The organism is Candidatus Accumulibacter sp. ACC003, assembly GCF_907163085.1.
GTDB lineage: Bacteria > Pseudomonadota > Gammaproteobacteria > Burkholderiales > Rhodocyclaceae > Accumulibacter.
Window position 1 is genome coordinate 271,400 of sequence record NZ_CAJQTX010000007.1, and the last position, 16,390, is coordinate 287,789.

Here is a 16,390-nt window from a genome sequence, read left to right on the forward strand (position 1 = left end):
GCGATGAGTCTCATTGAACAAGCGGCAACGCGTCTGGCACAGCTGCGCAGGGCGGGTGTGGAAATCCCGGGATCGGCTGCCAGCGAGGTCACGCCGGTGCCTGCCGAAGCGGCTACCGAGTCTCGCCCACCAGCGGCGTCGGCGGCAGACCTCAGGCGCCAAAGGGCCGTCCTGTCGAGTAGCCAGGTGTCTCAGTCAGCGGCGGCGGCATCGCGTCGGATTGATCTCGACCTCAATGCGCTTGCCGCCAGCGGCCTGATCAGTCCGGATGCGCCACGCTCGCAACTTGCCGATCAGTATCGGGTCATCAAACGGCCCTTGATTGCCAATGCCATGGGCAAGGGCGCGACAGCGGTCAAACGCGGCAACCTGATCATGGTTACCAGCGCGCTTTCCGGTGAGGGCAAGACTTTTACAGCGATAAACCTGGCGATGAGCATCGCCATGGAGCTGGACAATACGGTGATGCTGGTCGATGCCGATGTGCCGAAGCCATCGGTGCTCAAGATGCTCGGTTTGCCGCAATCGCGTGGCTTGCTCGACGTGCTCACCGACGACAGCGTCGATCTCGCGCAGGTGCTGCTGAAAACCAACGTCGAAACACTCAGTATTCTGCCGAGTGGTACGCAGCACGCGCGGGCGACCGAACTCCTGGCCAGCGATGCCATGGTTGCTCTGCTCGAGGAAATGGCCAACCGATATCCAGACCGAATCATCATTTTTGACTCACCGCCGCTGTTGATGACCACCGAGTCGCGTGTCCTGGCGACGCACATGGGGCAGGTAATCGTCGTCGTCAAGGCCGAAAGTACCGTTCGCAGTGACGTCAAACACGCCCTGGCGGCCATTGAGTCATGCCCCTTGAAGCTGATGTTGCTCAACCAGGCGAAATCAAGTGCCCAGGATGGTTACGGCTATGGCTATGGCTATGGTTACGGCTACGGTTACGGCGATGGTTCTTCCGATGGCGCTTGAGGCGATTCGCGCGGCCGCCGGCGGCCGGCAAGCCCTGGCGCCTTCGACGCCCGATCAAGCGGCCGGGAATGGCGGCAGGAAGCGGCACCCGGGTGCGCTGCGGTCGTTGTCGCTGCTTGGCCTGGCTGTACTTTGCGTGACTACCCCGGCACGCGCCGAGAAGTGGCAGATCACGCCGACCGTGGCCGTCAAGGAAACTCTGACCAACAACGTCTTTCTCGCCCCCAGCAATCCGACCAGCGATTCCGTTACCGGTATCACGCCGGCGATCGCGATCGACGGCACCGGCGCGCGCGCCAAGCTGCGCCTCAATTACGCGATCACCGAGCAGCTCTATGCGCGGGAAACGTCGTCGAACAACCACCAGAATTCGCTTAATGCAGTGGGTATGGTAGAAGCGATTGAAGATTTCCTGTTCGTCGACGCGACGGGGCGCATCTCGCAGCAATACCTTTCCGCCTTCGGCGCCGTTTCGCCGAGCGACGCCAACGTCAGCAACAACCGCACCGAGACGTCGAACTACTCGCTGTCGCCATACCTCAAGGGGAGAATCGACACCTGGGCCGAGTATCTCCTGCGCTATCGTGCGACGACCACCAGTTCGCAGTCGAGCCTGGCGTCCGGCGTGAATACGTCGGAATGGACCGGTGGGCTCAAGGGCACCACCCGCTTGAGTCAGGTGACCTGGGCGCTCGATGCCATGGACACGCACAGCGAGTATTCGAATAATTTGAATAATCGGACGTACAACGCATCGCGCTACATGGCGACCGTTTCGTACCGCTTCAATCCGCAGATTCAGGTGTCGCTGATCGGCGGGCAGGAGTCGAACGACTACGTCAGCGTCTCGCAGCAATCGAACTTTACGCGCGGGGGCGGCTTTGACTGGACTCCGGACAAACGTACGGCACTGCACGCGTTCGCCCAGAACCGCTTCTTCGGTACCGGCTACGACGTCAATTTCAGCCATCGGCGGCCGCTTTCGCAGGTCACTTTCCGGGCCAAGAGGGACGTCTCGCTGCAGCCGAGTGGCGCGACGAACACCAGCCAGGGCACCAACTACGATGCTTTTTACTCGATCGTCTCGGCGGCCAACCCGGGAATGGCGCCCGACGCGATTGCCGCGCAGGTTGCCGACATACTCCTGCAGAGCGGCGTTCCGGCCGACGGGACGGTAGTGAACGGCTATCTGACCGATCGCCCCAACCTGCAGAATCTGATGCAGCTGACGGGCGCCTTGATCGGTGTCCGTAACACCGTCACCTTCACCGCGACGCGCAGTGAGCAACAGAACCTGAGCGTGGTCAACGGCTTGACCGATAACTACGCGCTACCCAACCGCGTCCTGCAACGTGGCTATGGGATCATCTGGTCGCACAAGCTGTCGGGGCTGTCGTCGCTAGCGCTTTCCTTCAATCAGCAGCGCAGCAGCAACTTCACCGCCAACTCGCTGGAAACCGAGACCACTGGCGGTTATCTGCTGCTATCCACCCGCCTCGGGCCGAATACCAGCGCCAACATCGGCGCCCGCCGGGTCGTTTCCAGTGGCGTCAGCAGCTACACCGAGAGCGCGCTGACCGGCGCCATCTCCCACCGTTTTTGATCGGTCGTCATGTACGAGTCTTTCTATGGTTTGACCAGCAAGCCGTTTCAACTCAATCCCGACCCCTCGTTTTATTTTGCTTCCAAACAGCACCGGCGGGCGATGGCCTACCTCGAATACGGCCTGAATCAGAACGAGGGTTTCATCGTCGTTACCGGCGAGATCGGGGCAGGCAAGACGACCATCGTCCGTGGTCTGCTCAATGAGCTGGATTCCGACAAGGTCGTCGCCGCACAACTGGTCAGCACGCAACTCGACGCCGAGGATACCCTGCGGATGGTCGCCGCGGCGTTTGGCGTCGGCACCAAGAATGTCGGCAAGTCGGAGATGCTGCTGGCGCTGGAGGCTTTCCTGGTCGAGGTCACCAGCCAGGGGAAACGTTGCCTGCTGATCGTAGACGAGGCGCAGAACCTGACGCCGCGGGCGGTTGAAGAACTGCGGATGCTGTCGAACTTCCAGTTTGGCACACAGGCCTTGCTGCAGAGTTTCCTGATCGGCCAACCCGAGTTCAGGAACGTCATGCAGAGCCCGCAGATGCAGCAGTTGCGGCAGCGGGTGATCGCCGCGTGTCACATTGGTCCAATGGATCAGGACGAGACGCAGGCGTATATCGAGCATCGCCTCAAGTGCGCCGGATCGCAAGGGTCGCCACACTTTGACGCGGGCGCTTTCGAGGCCGTTTTCGAGGCCAGCGGCGGTATTCCGCGACGGATCAATGCGCATTGCGATCGCTTGTTGTTGTCCGGCTTTCTGGGTGGCAAAAGCCAATTCACGCGTGCCGACGTCGAAGAAGTTGCCCGGGAACTCAAAGAGGAAACGCAGTCTGCACCGGCATTAACGGCGAGCAAGGTCGGTGGCGGCGGCGCGCTGAATCCGCAGTTGACCGAGAGCGGCATTCTGGACGTCGACCTGTCGCGACTCGAACTCGACAACAGCACCGCCGAGCGGGCGTCACGCGCCATCACCGAGCTGAAGGATGGCCATGTCGAACAGCGACTGATCCGCATCGAGCGCAGCATTGCCCGTCTGGAACGGAGCAATGCTGCCGTTCTCTCGCTGATTCAGCAGCTGGTCGATGCGGTCCGCGTGAAAGATCAAGGAAAATCACTTTGACCGATCCGCGGTGGCCCCGTGAGCTCGGCCCGGTGCTCTGTGGCGTCGGTGCCCAGCCAGGTTTCATGAAGATGGCAGCGATTCTGCGCGCTGGCAGCGCTCGCCACGCGGCCGTGCCGACGGTGCGGGTGCACGCCAGCCAGCAGGCTATGAACGATCGCTTGTTCGCCGACCTGCACCTGCCCTATCCCGAGATCTCGGGTGGCCGCCTGGCGCCGCGAATCGCCGCCGAAGTGGCGGCGAGCGCATGGCGCCGGCCAGCGACAGCGAGGTGAGAGAAATGTCAGGCCAGCCGATCATCAACGCCATGACCATCGACGTCGAAGACTATTTTCAGGTCTCCGCGCTGGCGCCGTACATTCCGCGTGCGCAGTGGGATTCGCGCGAGTGTCGCATCGAGGCCAATGTCGAGCGCATTCTTCTGATGCTCGACGAACATCAGACCGTAGCGACTTTCTTCACCCTCGGCTGGATTGCCGAACGCTACCCGCAGCTGGTCCGGCGGATCGTCGCCGCGGGTCACGAGCTAGCCAGCCATGGCTACGGTCATCAGCGCGTCAGTGAGCTCGATGAAGCCGAGTTCTCGGCCGATATCGGCTCGGCCAAGCGGCTGCTCGAAGACCTCTCCGGTCAGGAAGTCAAAGGCTATCGGGCGCCGAGCTTTTCCATTGGCGAAGGCAATCTCTGGGCTTTCGACTGTCTCGAGCGCGCCGGTTATCGCTACAGTTCGAGCATCTACCCGATTCGCCACGATCACTACGGGATGCCCGACGCGCCGCGCTTCGCGCACCAGGTGCGCGCCGGCTTGCTCGAGCTGCCGGTGACCACCGCGCGTTTCTTCGACCGCAACTGGCCGGCCAGTGGTGGTGGTTACTTCCGCTTGCTGCCGTATCCGCTGTCGCGGTGGCTGCTGCAACAAGTCAACGAAGGTGATCGTCAGGCGGCAATTTTCTACTTCCATCCCTGGGAGATCGACGCCGGGCAGCCGCGCGTTCCCGGGATCAGTGCCAAGACGCGTTTTCGTCACTACCTTAACCTGAAGCACACAGAAAGCCGGCTCAGACGCTTGCTCGCCGACTTCCGCTGGGGGCGAATGGACGAGGTGTTCCTCGACGCTCCCGCGCAGACGAAAGCGGTGAATTGATGAATACGACTACGACCATCGAAGAAGTGGCCAGGCTGGTCGCGGCGAGTGCGCCACTGAGTATGCATAGCCTGAATCCGGACGATCGCGTCGCGGTTGCCAAATGGGACGCTTTTGTCGACGCGTGTCCGGAGGCGACCTTCTTCCACAAGGCGGGCTGGCAGCGAATCGTCGCCGAGGTCTTTTCTCATCGCACGCATTTTCTCTACGTTGAGCGTTCAGGCGTCATCGAGGGCGTGCTGCCGCTGGCGCAGGTCAAGAGCGTGCTCTTCGGCAATACCCTGGTGTCGCTGCCGTTTGCCGTTTATGGCGGCGTTGCGGCGAGTAGCACCGCAGCCGCCGAGGCGCTGGAACTGGAAGCGCAAGCGATTGCCCAGCGTCTGGGCGTCGATCACCTGGAACTGCGCAACCTTCGCCAGCGTCATCCGCAGTGGCCGCTGCAGGATCTTTATGTGCGCTTTCGCAAGGAGATCCTGCCCGAGGTCGAAGCCAACATGCTGGCCATCCCGCGCAAGCAGCGGGCGATGGTGCGCAAGGGAATCAAGAATGGCCTGCGCAGCGAAATCGACGACGATCCGGGTCGTTTCTTCGCGCTGTACGCCGACAACGTTCATCGTCACGGGACGCCGGCCTTGCCAAAGCGTTATTTTGCGGCGCTGCAACGCGTTTTCGGCGCCGATTGTGAGGCGCTTACCGTCGTTGATGGCGCCGGGCGTCCGCTGAGTGCCGTGCTGAGCTTTTATTTTCGTGACGAGGTGCTGCCGTACTACGCCGGTGACGAGCCGTCGGCGCGTAATCTGGCGGCCAACGACTTCAAATACTGGGAGTTGCTGCGTCGCTCGTGTGAGCGTGGCGTCAAGGTTTTCGATTACGGCCGCAGCAAGCAGGGTACCGGCTCGTACTCATTCAAGAAGAATTGGGGCTTCGAGCCGCAGCCGCTGTTCTACGAGTATTGTCTTTATCGTCGTGATTCCATTCCGCAGAACAACCCGTCGAACGCCAAGTACCGCCTGTTGATCGAGACCTGGCGGCGGTTGCCGATCGGTCTGGCCAACTGGCTGGGGCCGTTCATCGTGCGCAACCTGGGTTAGTCGCTGCCGCGCCGTGCCACCTGCGGCGGGTGGTCGTTCGCGAACTGATGATTCCTGAATCGTATCCGCATGCTGAAAGCCACTTCATGAAGCCGTCCGAAGCAAGTCTGACCTCCTTTAGCGCTCACCCGGGCTGGCGAGTCGCTCTGCCGGCGATTGTCCTGACCGAGCTGATCGTGGTGCTGCTTTTTCGCGACACGGCGCTGGCGATGGCCAGCATCTGGCAGCGCTCCGACACCTATGCGCATGGCTTCATCGTGCCGCCGATCACGCTCTGGTTGATCTGGCGAATACGTTCCAGTCTGGCGGTTCTGCCGCCTCGACACAGCTATAGCGCCGTTTTCCTGTTTGCCGGCGTCGGCTTTGCCTGGCTTCTTGGCGAGTTGGCGGCGGTCAACGTGGTCGCCCAGTTTGCCCTGGTGGCGATGCTGATTCTGGCTGTGCCGGCAGTTCTTGGCTGGCAGCTCGCACGGCGGATCACTTTCCCGCTGCTGTTCCTGTTCTTTGCCGTGCCTTTCGGCGATTTCGCGCTGCCGACGCTGATGGACTGGACGGCGCACTTCACCGTGCTCGGCCTGCGCCTGAGCGGCATACCGGTGCACAGCGAGGGACTGCGCTTCGTTATTCCCACCGGCAGCTGGTCGGTCGTCGAGGCGTGTAGCGGTGTTCGCTATCTCATCGCTTCGGTCACCGTCGGAACGCTTTTCGCGTATCTCAGCTATCGTTCGCTGACGCGGCGGCTGGTCTTCGTCGCCGTTTCGTTTCTCGTGCCGATCGTCGCCAACTGGGTGCGTGCCTACATGATCGTGATGCTCGGGCACCTGTCGGGCAACACGCTTGCCGTTGGCGTTGACCATCTGATCTACGGCTGGGTGTTCTTTGGCGTGGTGATCGTGACCATGTTCTGGGTCGGCGCGCGCTGGCGCGAGGACGAACTCGAGCCGCTGGCGCCCGTTGTCGCGCCGGGAACGGCGACGGCGGCGGTGACTGCGCCGTCGCTGATCGCTGCCGCATTCACCGTGCTGGTCGGCGGCGGCTGGAGCGCTGCCCTTTGGCAAATCGAGCACCAGCTGGCGCCACCGATCGCTCAGTTTGCCGCGCTCGAGCCGATTGCCGGCTGGTCTGCCATCGCCGCAGCCGATGACGAGTGGCAACCGAAGTACGAGAACTACGCGGCAAAAACGCAAGCGATCTTCGCCAAGGACGGCAGTGCGGTGGGGCTATTTGTGGCCTATTACCGCAACCAGGATCAGCACAGCAAGATGGTCAGCTCAAGCAACGTTCTGGTTACCAGCCAGGATCACACTTGGGCCCGAGTGGGTGGCGGAACGCGCGAAATTGCGTTCAACCAGCAGCCATTGAAGGTTCGCACGACGCGTTTTCGCGCCAGCGGCAACCGCGAGATGTTGGTCTGGCAGTGGTATTGGGTGGACGGTCGCTGGACCGCCAGCGACGCGCTGGCCAAGGCTTACACGGCCTGGGCACGGCTCAGCGGCAAGGGCGACGATTCGGCGGTGCTGGTCGTCTACGCGCAGAGCGATCGGCTGGCTGACGGCGAGGCGGCGCTGGCCGCCTTCTCGGCGGCTGCCGGACCGGCGATCGAGACCGCGCTGCGGCAGACCATGGGCGCCCGATGACCGACGCCGGTGACTCGCGTCTGCTGGTCGCGCACGTGCTCTTCCGCTTCGACGTCGGCGGGCTGGAAAACGGCGTCGTCAATCTGATCAATCGCATGCCGCACGACGTCTATCGGCACGTGGTGATTTCCTTGACCGAGATTACCGATTTCCGAAAACGGATCGTCCGCGACGACGTCGGCTTCATTGCCCTGAACAAGAAACCGGGGCACACGCTGTGGCTTTACCCGCGCTTGTTCAAGCTGTTCCGCGAGTTACGACCGGCGATCGTGCACAGCCGCAACCTGGCCGCGCTGGAAGTGCTCGTCCCGGCCTGGGCGGCGGGTGTTCCGGTACGGATCCACGGCGAACACGGCCGCGACGTCGGCGACCTCGACGGCTTGAGCAAGAAGTACCAATGGCTGCGCCGCGTTTATCGCCCTTTCGTGACGCATTACATCGCGCTGTCACGCGATCTCGCCGACTATCTGACTGGCCGGGTCGGCATCTCGTCGACCCGCGTGGCGCAAATTTACAACGGTGTCGATACGCGGCTATTCCATCCGGCGAGTCCGCGCCAGCCGATTGCCGCTTGCCCGTTTGCCGACCCGTCGTGTTGGCTGGTCGGTACGGTCGGGCGGATGCAGGTGGTCAAGGATCAGACGACGCTGGCGGCGGCTTTTATCCGCGCCCTGGCGGCGTTCCCCGAGCTCGCTTCGCGGCTGCGGCTGGTGATGATCGGCGATGGACCTTTGCGGGCGAAGGCGCAGGCGATGCTGGATCAGGCTGGGGTGGCAAAGTGGGCGTGGTTACCCGGGGCGCGCGACGACGTCCCCGAAATACTGCGCGGCCTCGACTGTTTCGTGTTGCCCTCGTTGGCCGAAGGCGTCTCCAATACCATCCTCGAAGCGATGGCCAGCGGCCTGCCGGTGATTGCCACCGACGTTGGCGGCAATCGCGAATTGGTCGATAGTCACCGCACGGGCGAACTGCTGCCGGCGGCCGATGTCGCGACGATGGCGCAGAAAATCGCTGCTTATGCGGTCGACCCGGAGCGCAGCCGAGCCGCCGGTGCGGCCGGGCGGGCGCGGGTCGAGCAGCAGTTCAGTATTGAAGCGATGAGCCACAACTACCTGCGGCTCTACGGCGAGTTGGTGGCGTCGCGAACCGGCAAGGCCGGTGCCAAGGCACTGATTTATCCGTAGGCGAACGCAGAAGGGAAGCACATGTGTGGAATTACCGGAATTTTCGATACGCGTGGCAGGCGTGACATAGACCGCGCGGTGCTCACGCGCATGAACGAGTCGCAACGTCATCGTGGCCCCGACGAGGGCGGCCTGCACGTCGAAGCCGGCGTCGGACTGGGCCATCGGCGGCTGTCGATCATCGACCTGTCGACCGGCCAGCAGCCGCTGTACAACGAGGACCAGAGCGTCTGCGTGGTGTTCAACGGCGAGATCTACAACTATCAGGAATTGATCCCGGAGTTGCAGGCGCTTGGCCATGTCTTCCATACGCGTAGCGATACCGAGGTCATCGTGCACGCCTGGGAGGCGTGGGGCGAAGATTGCGTTCGACGCTTTCGCGGCATGTTCGCCTTTGCCCTGTGGGATCGCAATCGCGAGACACTTTTTCTGGCGCGTGACCGGCTGGCGGTCAAGCCCCTGTACTACGCGCTGCTGCCCGACGGCTTCCTGCTCTTTGGTTCCGAGCTCAAGTCGCTGCTGGCGCACGGCGGACTGGCGCGCGATATCGACCCGCTGGCGGTCGAAGAGTACTTCGCCCTCGGTTACGTTGCCGAGCCGAGAACGATCTTTCGGCAAGCGCTGAAACTGCCGCCGGCGCACACCCTGAGCTGGCGCCGTGGGCAGCCGCCGGCGGCAGCGAAAGCGTACTGGGACGTGCGCTTCAGCCTCGATCAACCCTTGGCCCTTGACGAGGCCTGCGCACAGCTCAACGAAAAACTTCGTGAGTCGATTCGCCTGCGCATGATCGCCGACGTGCCACTCGGTGCTTTCCTTTCGGGCGGCGTCGATTCAAGCGCCGTCGTCGCCTTGATGGCCGGGCTCTCGGGCGAGCCGGTCAACACCTGTTCGATCGCTTTCGATGACCCGGCTTTCAATGAGGCCGCCTTCGCACAAAAGGTCGCCGACCGTTATCACACCAACCACCATTGTGATCTGGTCGCCAGCGACGATTTCGATCTGATCGACGAGTTGGCGAGGCTTTACGACGAGCCCTACGCCGATAGTTCGGCGATCCCGACCTACCGGGTGTGCCAGCTGGCGCGTCGGCACGTGACCGTCGCGCTGTCGGGCGACGGCGGTGACGAGACCTTCGGCGGCTACCGGCGCTACCGCATGCACCTGATGGAAGAGCGCTTGCGCGGCGCGCTGCCGCAGAAGCTGCGCCGGCCGCTGTTTGGCCTGCTCGGCCGTGTCTATCCGAAAGCCGACTGGGCGCCGCGTGTCCTCCGTGCCAAGACGACCTTCGAAGGGATGGCCAGGAATTCCGTCGAAGCCTACTTTCATTCGGTGTCGATCCTGCGGGGCCCGATGCGGGACAAGTTGTTCAGCGACCGCTTCCGGAGTGAACTCGCCGGTTACAGCGCCGAGGAGGTGTTCCGTACGCATGCCCAGCGCGCCGATACCGACGACCCGCTGGCGCTGATCCAGTACCTCGACCTCAAGACCTATCTGGTCGGCGACATCAATACCAAGGTTGACCGCGCCAGCATGGCGCACTCGCTCGAAGTTCGTGAGCCGCTGATGGATCACGAACTGGTCGAGTGGATGGCGACCTTGCCGTCGTCGCTGAAGGTGAGCGGCCAGGAAGGCAAGTATCTGTTGAAAAAAGCGCTCGCGCCCAGCCTCCCCGAAGACATTCTCTATCGGCCAAAAATGGGCTTCGCCGTGCCGCTGGCGCGCTGGTTTCGCGGGCCGCTGCGCGACCGCGTCCGGCAAGCTGTGCTCGGCCCCCGCCTGGCCGCGACCGGCTGGTTCAATCAGGATTATCTCCGGCACCTGGTCGATGCGCATCAGTCGGGAGCGAGCGACTACAGTTCGCCGCTGTGGACGGTGCTGATGTTCGAGGCTTTCCTGCGCAACGTGCTCGACGCACCGACCGAGCAGGCGGTGCTGCTCGGTGCCACGCCGGGGCCGCGATGAGCCTGCGCGTTCTGCATGTTTTCGATCATTCCTTGCCCTTGCACAGCGGCTACAGCTTTCGCTCGCTGGCCATCCTGCGCGAGCAACGTGCGCTCGGTTGGCAGACCTTCCATCTGACGACGCCCAAACAGGGAGTCGGGACGGCACTCCGCCAGGAGGTCGACGGCTGGTTGTTCGAGCGCACGCCGAACGGCGAAGGTCGTGGCCTGCTGGCGCAGATGCGCTTGACGGCCGCGCGCCTGCAGGAGGTCGTCACGGCGACGCAGCCGGATCTGCTGCACGCCCACTCGCCGGTTCTCAACGCCTTGCCGAGTCTGTGGGTCGGCCGTCGTCGGAAATTGCCGGTGGTGTACGAAATGCGGGCCTCGTGGGAGGATGCCGCGGTCGATCATGGGACGACGGTGGCCGGCAGTCTGCGCTACCGGGCGTCGCGCGGCCTCGAAACGCTGGCCCTGCGTGGTGCCGACCAGGTGACGACGATCTGTGAAGGACTGCGCAACGATATTGCTGGCCGCGGCATTCCGCCGGAACGGATCACGGTGATCCCGAATGCGGTGGACGTCGCCTTGTTCAGGTTCGGCGTCGAAGCTAATGCCGGCTTGCGCCGCTCACTCGGACTCGATGGCGCGACCGTCCTCGGCTTTGCCGGCTCTTTCTACGGCTACGAAGGGCTTGATCTGTTGATCGAGGCGCTTCGCCGGATGTTGCCCGAGCAGCCGCAGTTGCGCCTGCTGTTGGTCGGTGGCGGACCGCAGGAGGCCCGCTTGAGGGCGCAGGCGCTAGCTGCCGGTCTGCAAGATCATGTCATTTTCACCGGCCGGGTGCCGCACGCCGATGTACAGCGCTATTACGAACTGATCGACGTGCTGGCGTATCCGCGCCTGCCGATCCGCTTGACCGAACTGGTCACCCCGCTGAAGCCTCTGGAGGCGATGGCGCAGGGACGGATGTTCGTCGCTTCCGACGTCGGCGGTCACCGCGAGCTGGTTCGGCACGGCGAGACCGGCTTCCTCTTTCCCGCCGGCGACCCGGGGGCGCTGGCGACAGCGCTCGACGACGTCCTGGCCAGGCGTTCGCAGTGGCCACAGATTGCCGCGCAGGCGCGCCGCTTCGTCGAGGTCGAGCGTACCTGGACGAGCAGTGTGGCGCGCTATCGGGACGTCTATCGGCGGGCGCTGGCCGGCTTTGCCGGTAACCGTAATCCATCCATTTGACCCTGAGGCGCCATTGTGTGTGGTATCCACGGTATCTATCGTTTTGACGGGGTCAGTGTCGAGCCCCGGATCCTGTCTGCCATGGGCGATCGCACCAGGCACCGCGGTCCGGACGACGAAGGCAGCCATGTCGATGGCCCCTGCGGGATCGCCATGCGTCGGCTGTCGATCATCGACCTCGCCGGTGGCCACCAGCCGCTGTCGAACGCCGACCAGAGCCTGTGGTTGGTGTGCAACGGCGAGATCTACAACTTCCGCGAATTGCGTAGCGAACTGCAGGGCAAGGGCTATCACTTCAAGACCGGCTCCGACAGCGAGGTGATGCTGCACCTCTACGACGCCGAGGGCGATGATTTCGTCAAGCGCTTGAACGGGATGTTCGACTTTGCCCTGTGGGACGCGCGCCGTCATCGCCTGCTGATCGGTCGCGACCGGCTCGGCGTCAAGCCGCTGTACGTCTTGCAGGACTGGCAGCGGCTGGCTTTCGCCAGTGAGGCCAAAGCCTTGCTGGCGCTGCCCGGGGTCAGCGCCGAACTCGATCGACAGGTGGTTGCCGACTATCTACACCTGGGCTACGTGGCGGCGCCGGGGTGCATCTTCAAGGGCATCCGCAAGCTGCCGCCGGCGACCCTGCTGGCGGTCGAAAACGGGCAGGTGCGCGAGTGGCGCTACTGGCGCTTGCCGGCGCAGATCACGCCCGACGTTTCGGAGCGCGAGTGGACCGAACGCGTGCGTGCGCAGCTCGAGGAGTCGGTACGCATGCAGATGGTCAGCGACGTGCCGATCGGCGCCTTTCTCTCCGGCGGCGTCGATTCGAGTGCCGTCGTCGGCTTGATGGCGCGGCACTCGCAGCAGCCGATACGCACCTACGCCATCGGCTTTTCCGGCGGCGAAGCCGAGGCGCTGTACAACGAGCTACCGTACGCGCGCCGCGTCGCCGAGCTGTTTGGCACCGAGCATCGCGAAATTCTCGTCCGCCCAGACGTCGTCGCGCTGTTGCCGAAGCTGCTCTGGCATATGGACGAGCCCTTGTCGGACACCGCCTTCATTACCACCTATCTGGTTTCGGAATTCGCTCGCCAGGACGTCAAGGTGATCCTTTCGGGGGTCGGCGGTGACGAGCTTTTCGGTGGTTACCGGCGCTACCTCGGCGGCCACTACGCGCAGCGCTATCGCCGCTGGCCGGGGTGGTTGCGGAATTCCGCCAGCTTCGTCGCACGGCATTTGCCCGCCGACCGCCATTCCGGCTTGCTCAATCGCCTGCGGCTGGCGAAGGGTTTCCTGGCCAGCGCCGAAATGAGCGACGACGATCGTTATCGGAGCTACCTGCAGGTGCTCGATCGTCAGGGCGTCGCGGCTTTGCTGCTCGAGCCGCCGGCGAGCGGATCGGACTCGCTGGAGCGGGCCTTTGCCGCCGCTGGCAACGACGACGAATTGAACCGGATGTTCGCCGTCGACGCCGAAACGCAGCTGCCCGACGACCTGCTGTTGCTCACCGACAAGATGAGCATGGCGGTCTCGCTCGAATGCCGGGTGCCGCTGCTCGATCATCAACTGGTTGAACTGGCGGCGGCCATGCCGGCGTCGATCAAGGTCCGTGACGGTCGCCTCAAGCACCTGCTGAAGGCGTCGCTGAGCGACCTCCTGCCCGACGACATCCTGAACCGCAAGAAGCGCGGTTTCGGCACGCCGATGGGCGCCTGGCTCAAGCGCGAGCTGGCACCGCTGCTGCAGCGACTGCTGTCTGCCGAGGTCGTGCAGGCGCGCGGCCTGTACCGGCACGCGGTGGTCGATCGGCTGATGGCCGATCACCAGGCCAACCGGATCGACGGCACCGACATCCTGCTGGCGATGATGAACCTCGAGATCTGGAGCCGCATTTTTCTTGATTGCCGCGACCCGGCCGATGTGGCCGAAGAACTGCAGGGCTACGTGCGATGAACATTCTTTACGTCTGCCACCGTTTTCCGTTCCCACCCAAGCGTGGCGGCAAGATTCGGCCTTTCAACATGATTCGCCATCTCTCGGCCAGCGGCCATCGGGTGACGGTCTGCTCGCTCGCCCGCTCACCGGAAGAGGCCGCCGAGGGGCAGGGGATTGCCGCGCATTGCGCCAGCTTCGAAGTGGCGCAGGTCAGCGACCGGGTGCAGACCCTGCGCATGATTACGCGTCTGCCGCTGACGACGCCTTCGTCGATGGGTTACTTCTACTCGCCATCGTTGCGCCAGCGCGTACGTCGCTTGCTGGGCGCCGAGAAATGGGACCTGATTTTCGTGCATTGCTCGTCGGTTGCGCAGTACGTGGAGGACGTTCGCGACGTGCCGAAGATTCTTGATTTCGGCGACATGGACTCGCAAAAATGGCTCGAGTACGCCAACTACAAGCCTTTTCCGCTGTCGCTCGGCTATCGCCTCGAAGGGACCAAGATGCTCGCCGCCGAGAAACGCCTGGCGCGACTTTTCGACCTATGTACGGCGACCACGCGCGCCGAGTGGGAGACCCTCGAAGGCTATCGCACAGGCGTGCCGACCGACTGGTTCCCGAACGGCGTCGACGCCGACTTCTTCTGCCCGGTCGACGAGCCCTATGACCCGGAGACGCTCAGCTTCATCGGGCGCATGGACTATTACCCGAATCAGGAATGTATGGCGCGCTTCTGCGAGCAGATCTGGCCCCTGCTGAAAGAGCGCCGACCGTCGCTCAAGCTGCTGATCGTCGGTGCCGATCCTTCACCCGAGATGCGCAAGCTTGGCGAGCTGCCGGGCGTGACGGTCACCGGCTCGGTGCCCGATGTGCGGCCGTTCATTCGCCAGTCGGCACTGATGGTGGCGCCGCTGAACATCGCCCGCGGCACGCAGAACAAGATCCTCGAGGCGATGGCGATGGGCGTGCCGGTGGTCACCAGCCGCGTCGCCGCCGGTGGTGTCGATGCCGAATCCGTGACGCACTTCCTTGTCGCCGATACACCACAGGAATATTCTGAGGCCATCCTGCGGATCCTGGATGATCCAGCGGAACGGCGGCGATTGGCGCTCGCCGGGCGACAGCGGATGCTCAGCAACCACGCCTGGCCACACTCGATGGCGCGGCTGGATGGGATCATCGATCGCTGCATCACGAACTTTAGGGAAAGCAAAGGATAACTCGCATGAAGATCAGCATTTTCGGTTTGGGCTATGTTGGGGCGGTGTCGCTGGCGTGTCTGACGCGCGACGGCCACGAGGTGATCGGCGTCGATATCGACGCCACCAAGCTTGATCTGATCATGGCCGGCAAGACGCCGGTGGTCGAGGAGGGGATGGTTGATCTGATGGCCGCGGCGGCCAGCAGCGGTCGCGTCTCGGTGACCACCGACGCGCAGCGCGCGGTCCTCGACAGCGAGATTTCGCTGGTCTGCGTCGGTACGCCGTCGGCGGCCAACGGTAGCCAGGACCAGGGAGCGATCCTGCGCCTGGCCGAAGAAATGGGCCGGGCGATTGCCGCCAAGAGCGCGCCGCACATCGTCGTCCTGCGCTCGACGCTGGTGCCGGGTACGGTCGAAGACGTGCTGCGGCCGATCATCGAAGAAAAGTCGGGCAAGAAGGACGGCGAGGGCTTCTTCCTCTGTTTTCAGCCCGAATTTTTGCGTGAAGGTTCGTCGATCCGCGATTACGACAAGCCGCCGTTCACCGTCGTCGGCGCCAATCATGCCTATCCGGTCGAGCGCTTGCGGCAGTTGTTCGGGGGTCTGCCGTGCCGCTTCATCGAGACCTCGGTGCGTTCGGCCGAGATGATGAAGTATTGCTGCAACAACTTTCACGCGCTCAAGATCACCTTCGCCAACGAAACCGCGCGGCTGTGCGAGGCGCTCGGCGTCGACGCTTTCGAGGTCATGGATCTGATCTGTCAGGACCACCAGCTCAATATCTCGCCGGCTTATCTCAAGCCCGGCTTCGCTTTCGGCGGTTCGTGCCTGCCGAAGGACTTGCGGGCGACCACCTATCTGGCCAAGATGCACGACGTCGAGATCCCGATGCTGGCTGGCATCATGCAGTCGAACCGCAATCATCTCGACCTGGCGCTGCGCAAGCTGCTGGCGCTCGGCAAGCGCAAGATCGGTTTCGTCGGCCTGTCGTTCAAGACTGGCACCGACGATCTGCGCGAAAGTCCGCTGGTGACGCTCGCCGAACAGTTGATCGGCAAGGGAATGCAACTGACGATCTACGATCCCGAGGTCCATCTGGCCAGCCTGCTGGGCGCCAACCGCAGCTTCATCGAGCGCCATCTGCCGCACATCGGCGAGATGATGCGGGCCGATATCGAGGGCGTCATCGCCGAGTCCGAGGTGCTGGTGATCGGCCTCTCGGGAAGCGAGGTCGCCGAGACGCTGGCCAGGCTGTGCCGTCCCGAGCAAGTGCTGCTTGACCTCGTCAATCTGCCGAAGGGCGCCGCGATTTCGGCCAGGGTCGAAGGCCTGTGCTGGTAGAG

13 protein-coding genes are annotated in these 16,390 nt (G+C 63.4%); all 13 read left to right on the forward strand.

What is annotated here, in order from left to right:
* Positions 1-3: 3 nt before the first annotated feature.
* The 13 genes from QZ656_RS16630 to QZ656_RS16690 all read left to right on the forward strand — a co-directional run bounded on the left by QZ656_RS16630 (position 4) and on the right by QZ656_RS16690 (position 16,388).
* Positions 4-975, forward strand: a complete 972-nt coding sequence (locus QZ656_RS16630) for an XrtA-associated tyrosine autokinase (RefSeq protein WP_291994439.1) — start codon at positions 4-6, stop codon at positions 973-975.
* The gene (locus QZ656_RS16635; protein ID WP_291994440.1) at positions 923-2,578 is read left to right on the forward strand and encodes a TIGR03016 family PEP-CTERM system-associated outer membrane protein; all 1,656 of its coding nucleotides are present in this window, start codon (positions 923-925) and stop codon (positions 2,576-2,578) included. Before QZ656_RS16630 ends, QZ656_RS16635 begins: the two co-directional genes overlap by 53 nt.
* Before the next feature lie 9 nt (positions 2,579-2,587).
* Positions 2,588-3,691, forward strand: a complete 1,104-nt coding sequence (locus tag QZ656_RS16640) for an XrtA/PEP-CTERM system-associated ATPase (protein ID WP_291994441.1) — start codon at positions 2,588-2,590, stop codon at positions 3,689-3,691.
* Complete coding sequence (locus QZ656_RS16645; RefSeq protein WP_291994442.1) at positions 3,688-3,966, forward strand: hypothetical protein; 279 nt, start codon at positions 3,688-3,690, stop codon at positions 3,964-3,966. The genes QZ656_RS16640 and QZ656_RS16645 overlap by 4 nt, the downstream gene beginning before the upstream one ends.
* A gap of 5 nt (positions 3,967-3,971) precedes the next feature.
* Positions 3,972-4,835 (forward strand): XrtA system polysaccharide deacetylase, encoded by an 864-nt coding sequence (locus tag QZ656_RS16650; RefSeq protein ID WP_291994443.1) that lies wholly within the window; start codon positions 3,972-3,974, stop codon positions 4,833-4,835.
* Positions 4,836-4,897: 62 nt separating this feature from the next.
* Positions 4,898-5,926, forward strand: a complete 1,029-nt coding sequence (locus tag QZ656_RS16655) for a FemAB family XrtA/PEP-CTERM system-associated protein (RefSeq protein WP_291994696.1) — start codon at positions 4,898-4,900, stop codon at positions 5,924-5,926.
* Positions 5,927-6,012: 86 nt separating this feature from the next.
* The gene (xrtA, locus tag QZ656_RS16660; protein WP_291994444.1) at positions 6,013-7,563 is read left to right on the forward strand and encodes an exosortase A; all 1,551 of its coding nucleotides are present in this window, start codon (positions 6,013-6,015) and stop codon (positions 7,561-7,563) included.
* Positions 7,560-8,747, forward strand: a complete 1,188-nt coding sequence (locus QZ656_RS16665) for a TIGR03088 family PEP-CTERM/XrtA system glycosyltransferase (RefSeq protein ID WP_291994445.1) — start codon at positions 7,560-7,562, stop codon at positions 8,745-8,747. Before xrtA ends, QZ656_RS16665 begins: the two co-directional genes overlap by 4 nt.
* A gap of 21 nt (positions 8,748-8,768) precedes the next feature.
* Positions 8,769-10,709, forward strand: coding sequence for an XrtA/PEP-CTERM system amidotransferase (locus QZ656_RS16670; RefSeq protein WP_291994446.1), 1,941 nt, complete (start codon positions 8,769-8,771; stop codon positions 10,707-10,709).
* Positions 10,706-11,923, forward strand: coding sequence for a TIGR04063 family PEP-CTERM/XrtA system glycosyltransferase (locus QZ656_RS16675; RefSeq protein WP_291994447.1), 1,218 nt, complete (start codon positions 10,706-10,708; stop codon positions 11,921-11,923). The genes QZ656_RS16670 and QZ656_RS16675 overlap by 4 nt, the downstream gene beginning before the upstream one ends.
* Before the next feature lie 15 nt (positions 11,924-11,938).
* A complete protein-coding gene (asnB, locus tag QZ656_RS16680; protein ID WP_291994448.1) occupies positions 11,939-13,864 on the forward strand; it encodes an asparagine synthase (glutamine-hydrolyzing) in 1,926 nt (641 codons plus the stop codon).
* The gene (locus QZ656_RS16685) at positions 13,861-15,066 is read left to right on the forward strand and encodes a TIGR03087 family PEP-CTERM/XrtA system glycosyltransferase (RefSeq protein ID WP_291994449.1); all 1,206 of its coding nucleotides are present in this window, start codon (positions 13,861-13,863) and stop codon (positions 15,064-15,066) included. Before asnB ends, QZ656_RS16685 begins: the two co-directional genes overlap by 4 nt.
* A 5-nt stretch (positions 15,067-15,071) precedes the next feature.
* Positions 15,072-16,388, forward strand: coding sequence for a nucleotide sugar dehydrogenase (locus tag QZ656_RS16690; protein WP_291994450.1), 1,317 nt, complete (start codon positions 15,072-15,074; stop codon positions 16,386-16,388).
* Positions 16,389-16,390 lie beyond the last annotated feature (2 nt).

What these genes read in the sequence shown, in the direction of transcription:
- QZ656_RS16675 (WP_291994447.1), top strand. Translation starts at nt 10,706, where the DNA reads ATGAGCCTGCGCGTTCTGCATGTTTTCGATCATTCCTTGCCCTTGCAC.
- QZ656_RS16630 (WP_291994439.1), top strand. Translation starts at nt 4, where the DNA reads ATGAGTCTCATTGAACAAGCGGCAACGCGTCTGGCACAGCTGCGCAGG.
- QZ656_RS16685 (WP_291994449.1), top strand. Translation starts at nt 13,861, where the DNA reads ATGAACATTCTTTACGTCTGCCACCGTTTTCCGTTCCCACCCAAGCGT.
- QZ656_RS16655 (WP_291994696.1), top strand. Translation starts at nt 4,898, where the DNA reads ATGCATAGCCTGAATCCGGACGATCGCGTCGCGGTTGCCAAATGGGAC.
- QZ656_RS16650 (WP_291994443.1), top strand. Translation starts at nt 3,972, where the DNA reads ATGTCAGGCCAGCCGATCATCAACGCCATGACCATCGACGTCGAAGAC.
- xrtA (WP_291994444.1), top strand. Translation starts at nt 6,013, where the DNA reads ATGAAGCCGTCCGAAGCAAGTCTGACCTCCTTTAGCGCTCACCCGGGC.
- QZ656_RS16665 (WP_291994445.1), top strand. Translation starts at nt 7,560, where the DNA reads ATGACCGACGCCGGTGACTCGCGTCTGCTGGTCGCGCACGTGCTCTTC.
- QZ656_RS16690 (WP_291994450.1), top strand. Translation starts at nt 15,072, where the DNA reads ATGAAGATCAGCATTTTCGGTTTGGGCTATGTTGGGGCGGTGTCGCTG.
- QZ656_RS16635 (WP_291994440.1), top strand. Translation starts at nt 923, where the DNA reads ATGGCTATGGTTACGGCTACGGTTACGGCGATGGTTCTTCCGATGGCG.
- QZ656_RS16640 (WP_291994441.1), top strand. Translation starts at nt 2,588, where the DNA reads ATGTACGAGTCTTTCTATGGTTTGACCAGCAAGCCGTTTCAACTCAAT.
- QZ656_RS16670 (WP_291994446.1), top strand. Translation starts at nt 8,769, where the DNA reads ATGTGTGGAATTACCGGAATTTTCGATACGCGTGGCAGGCGTGACATA.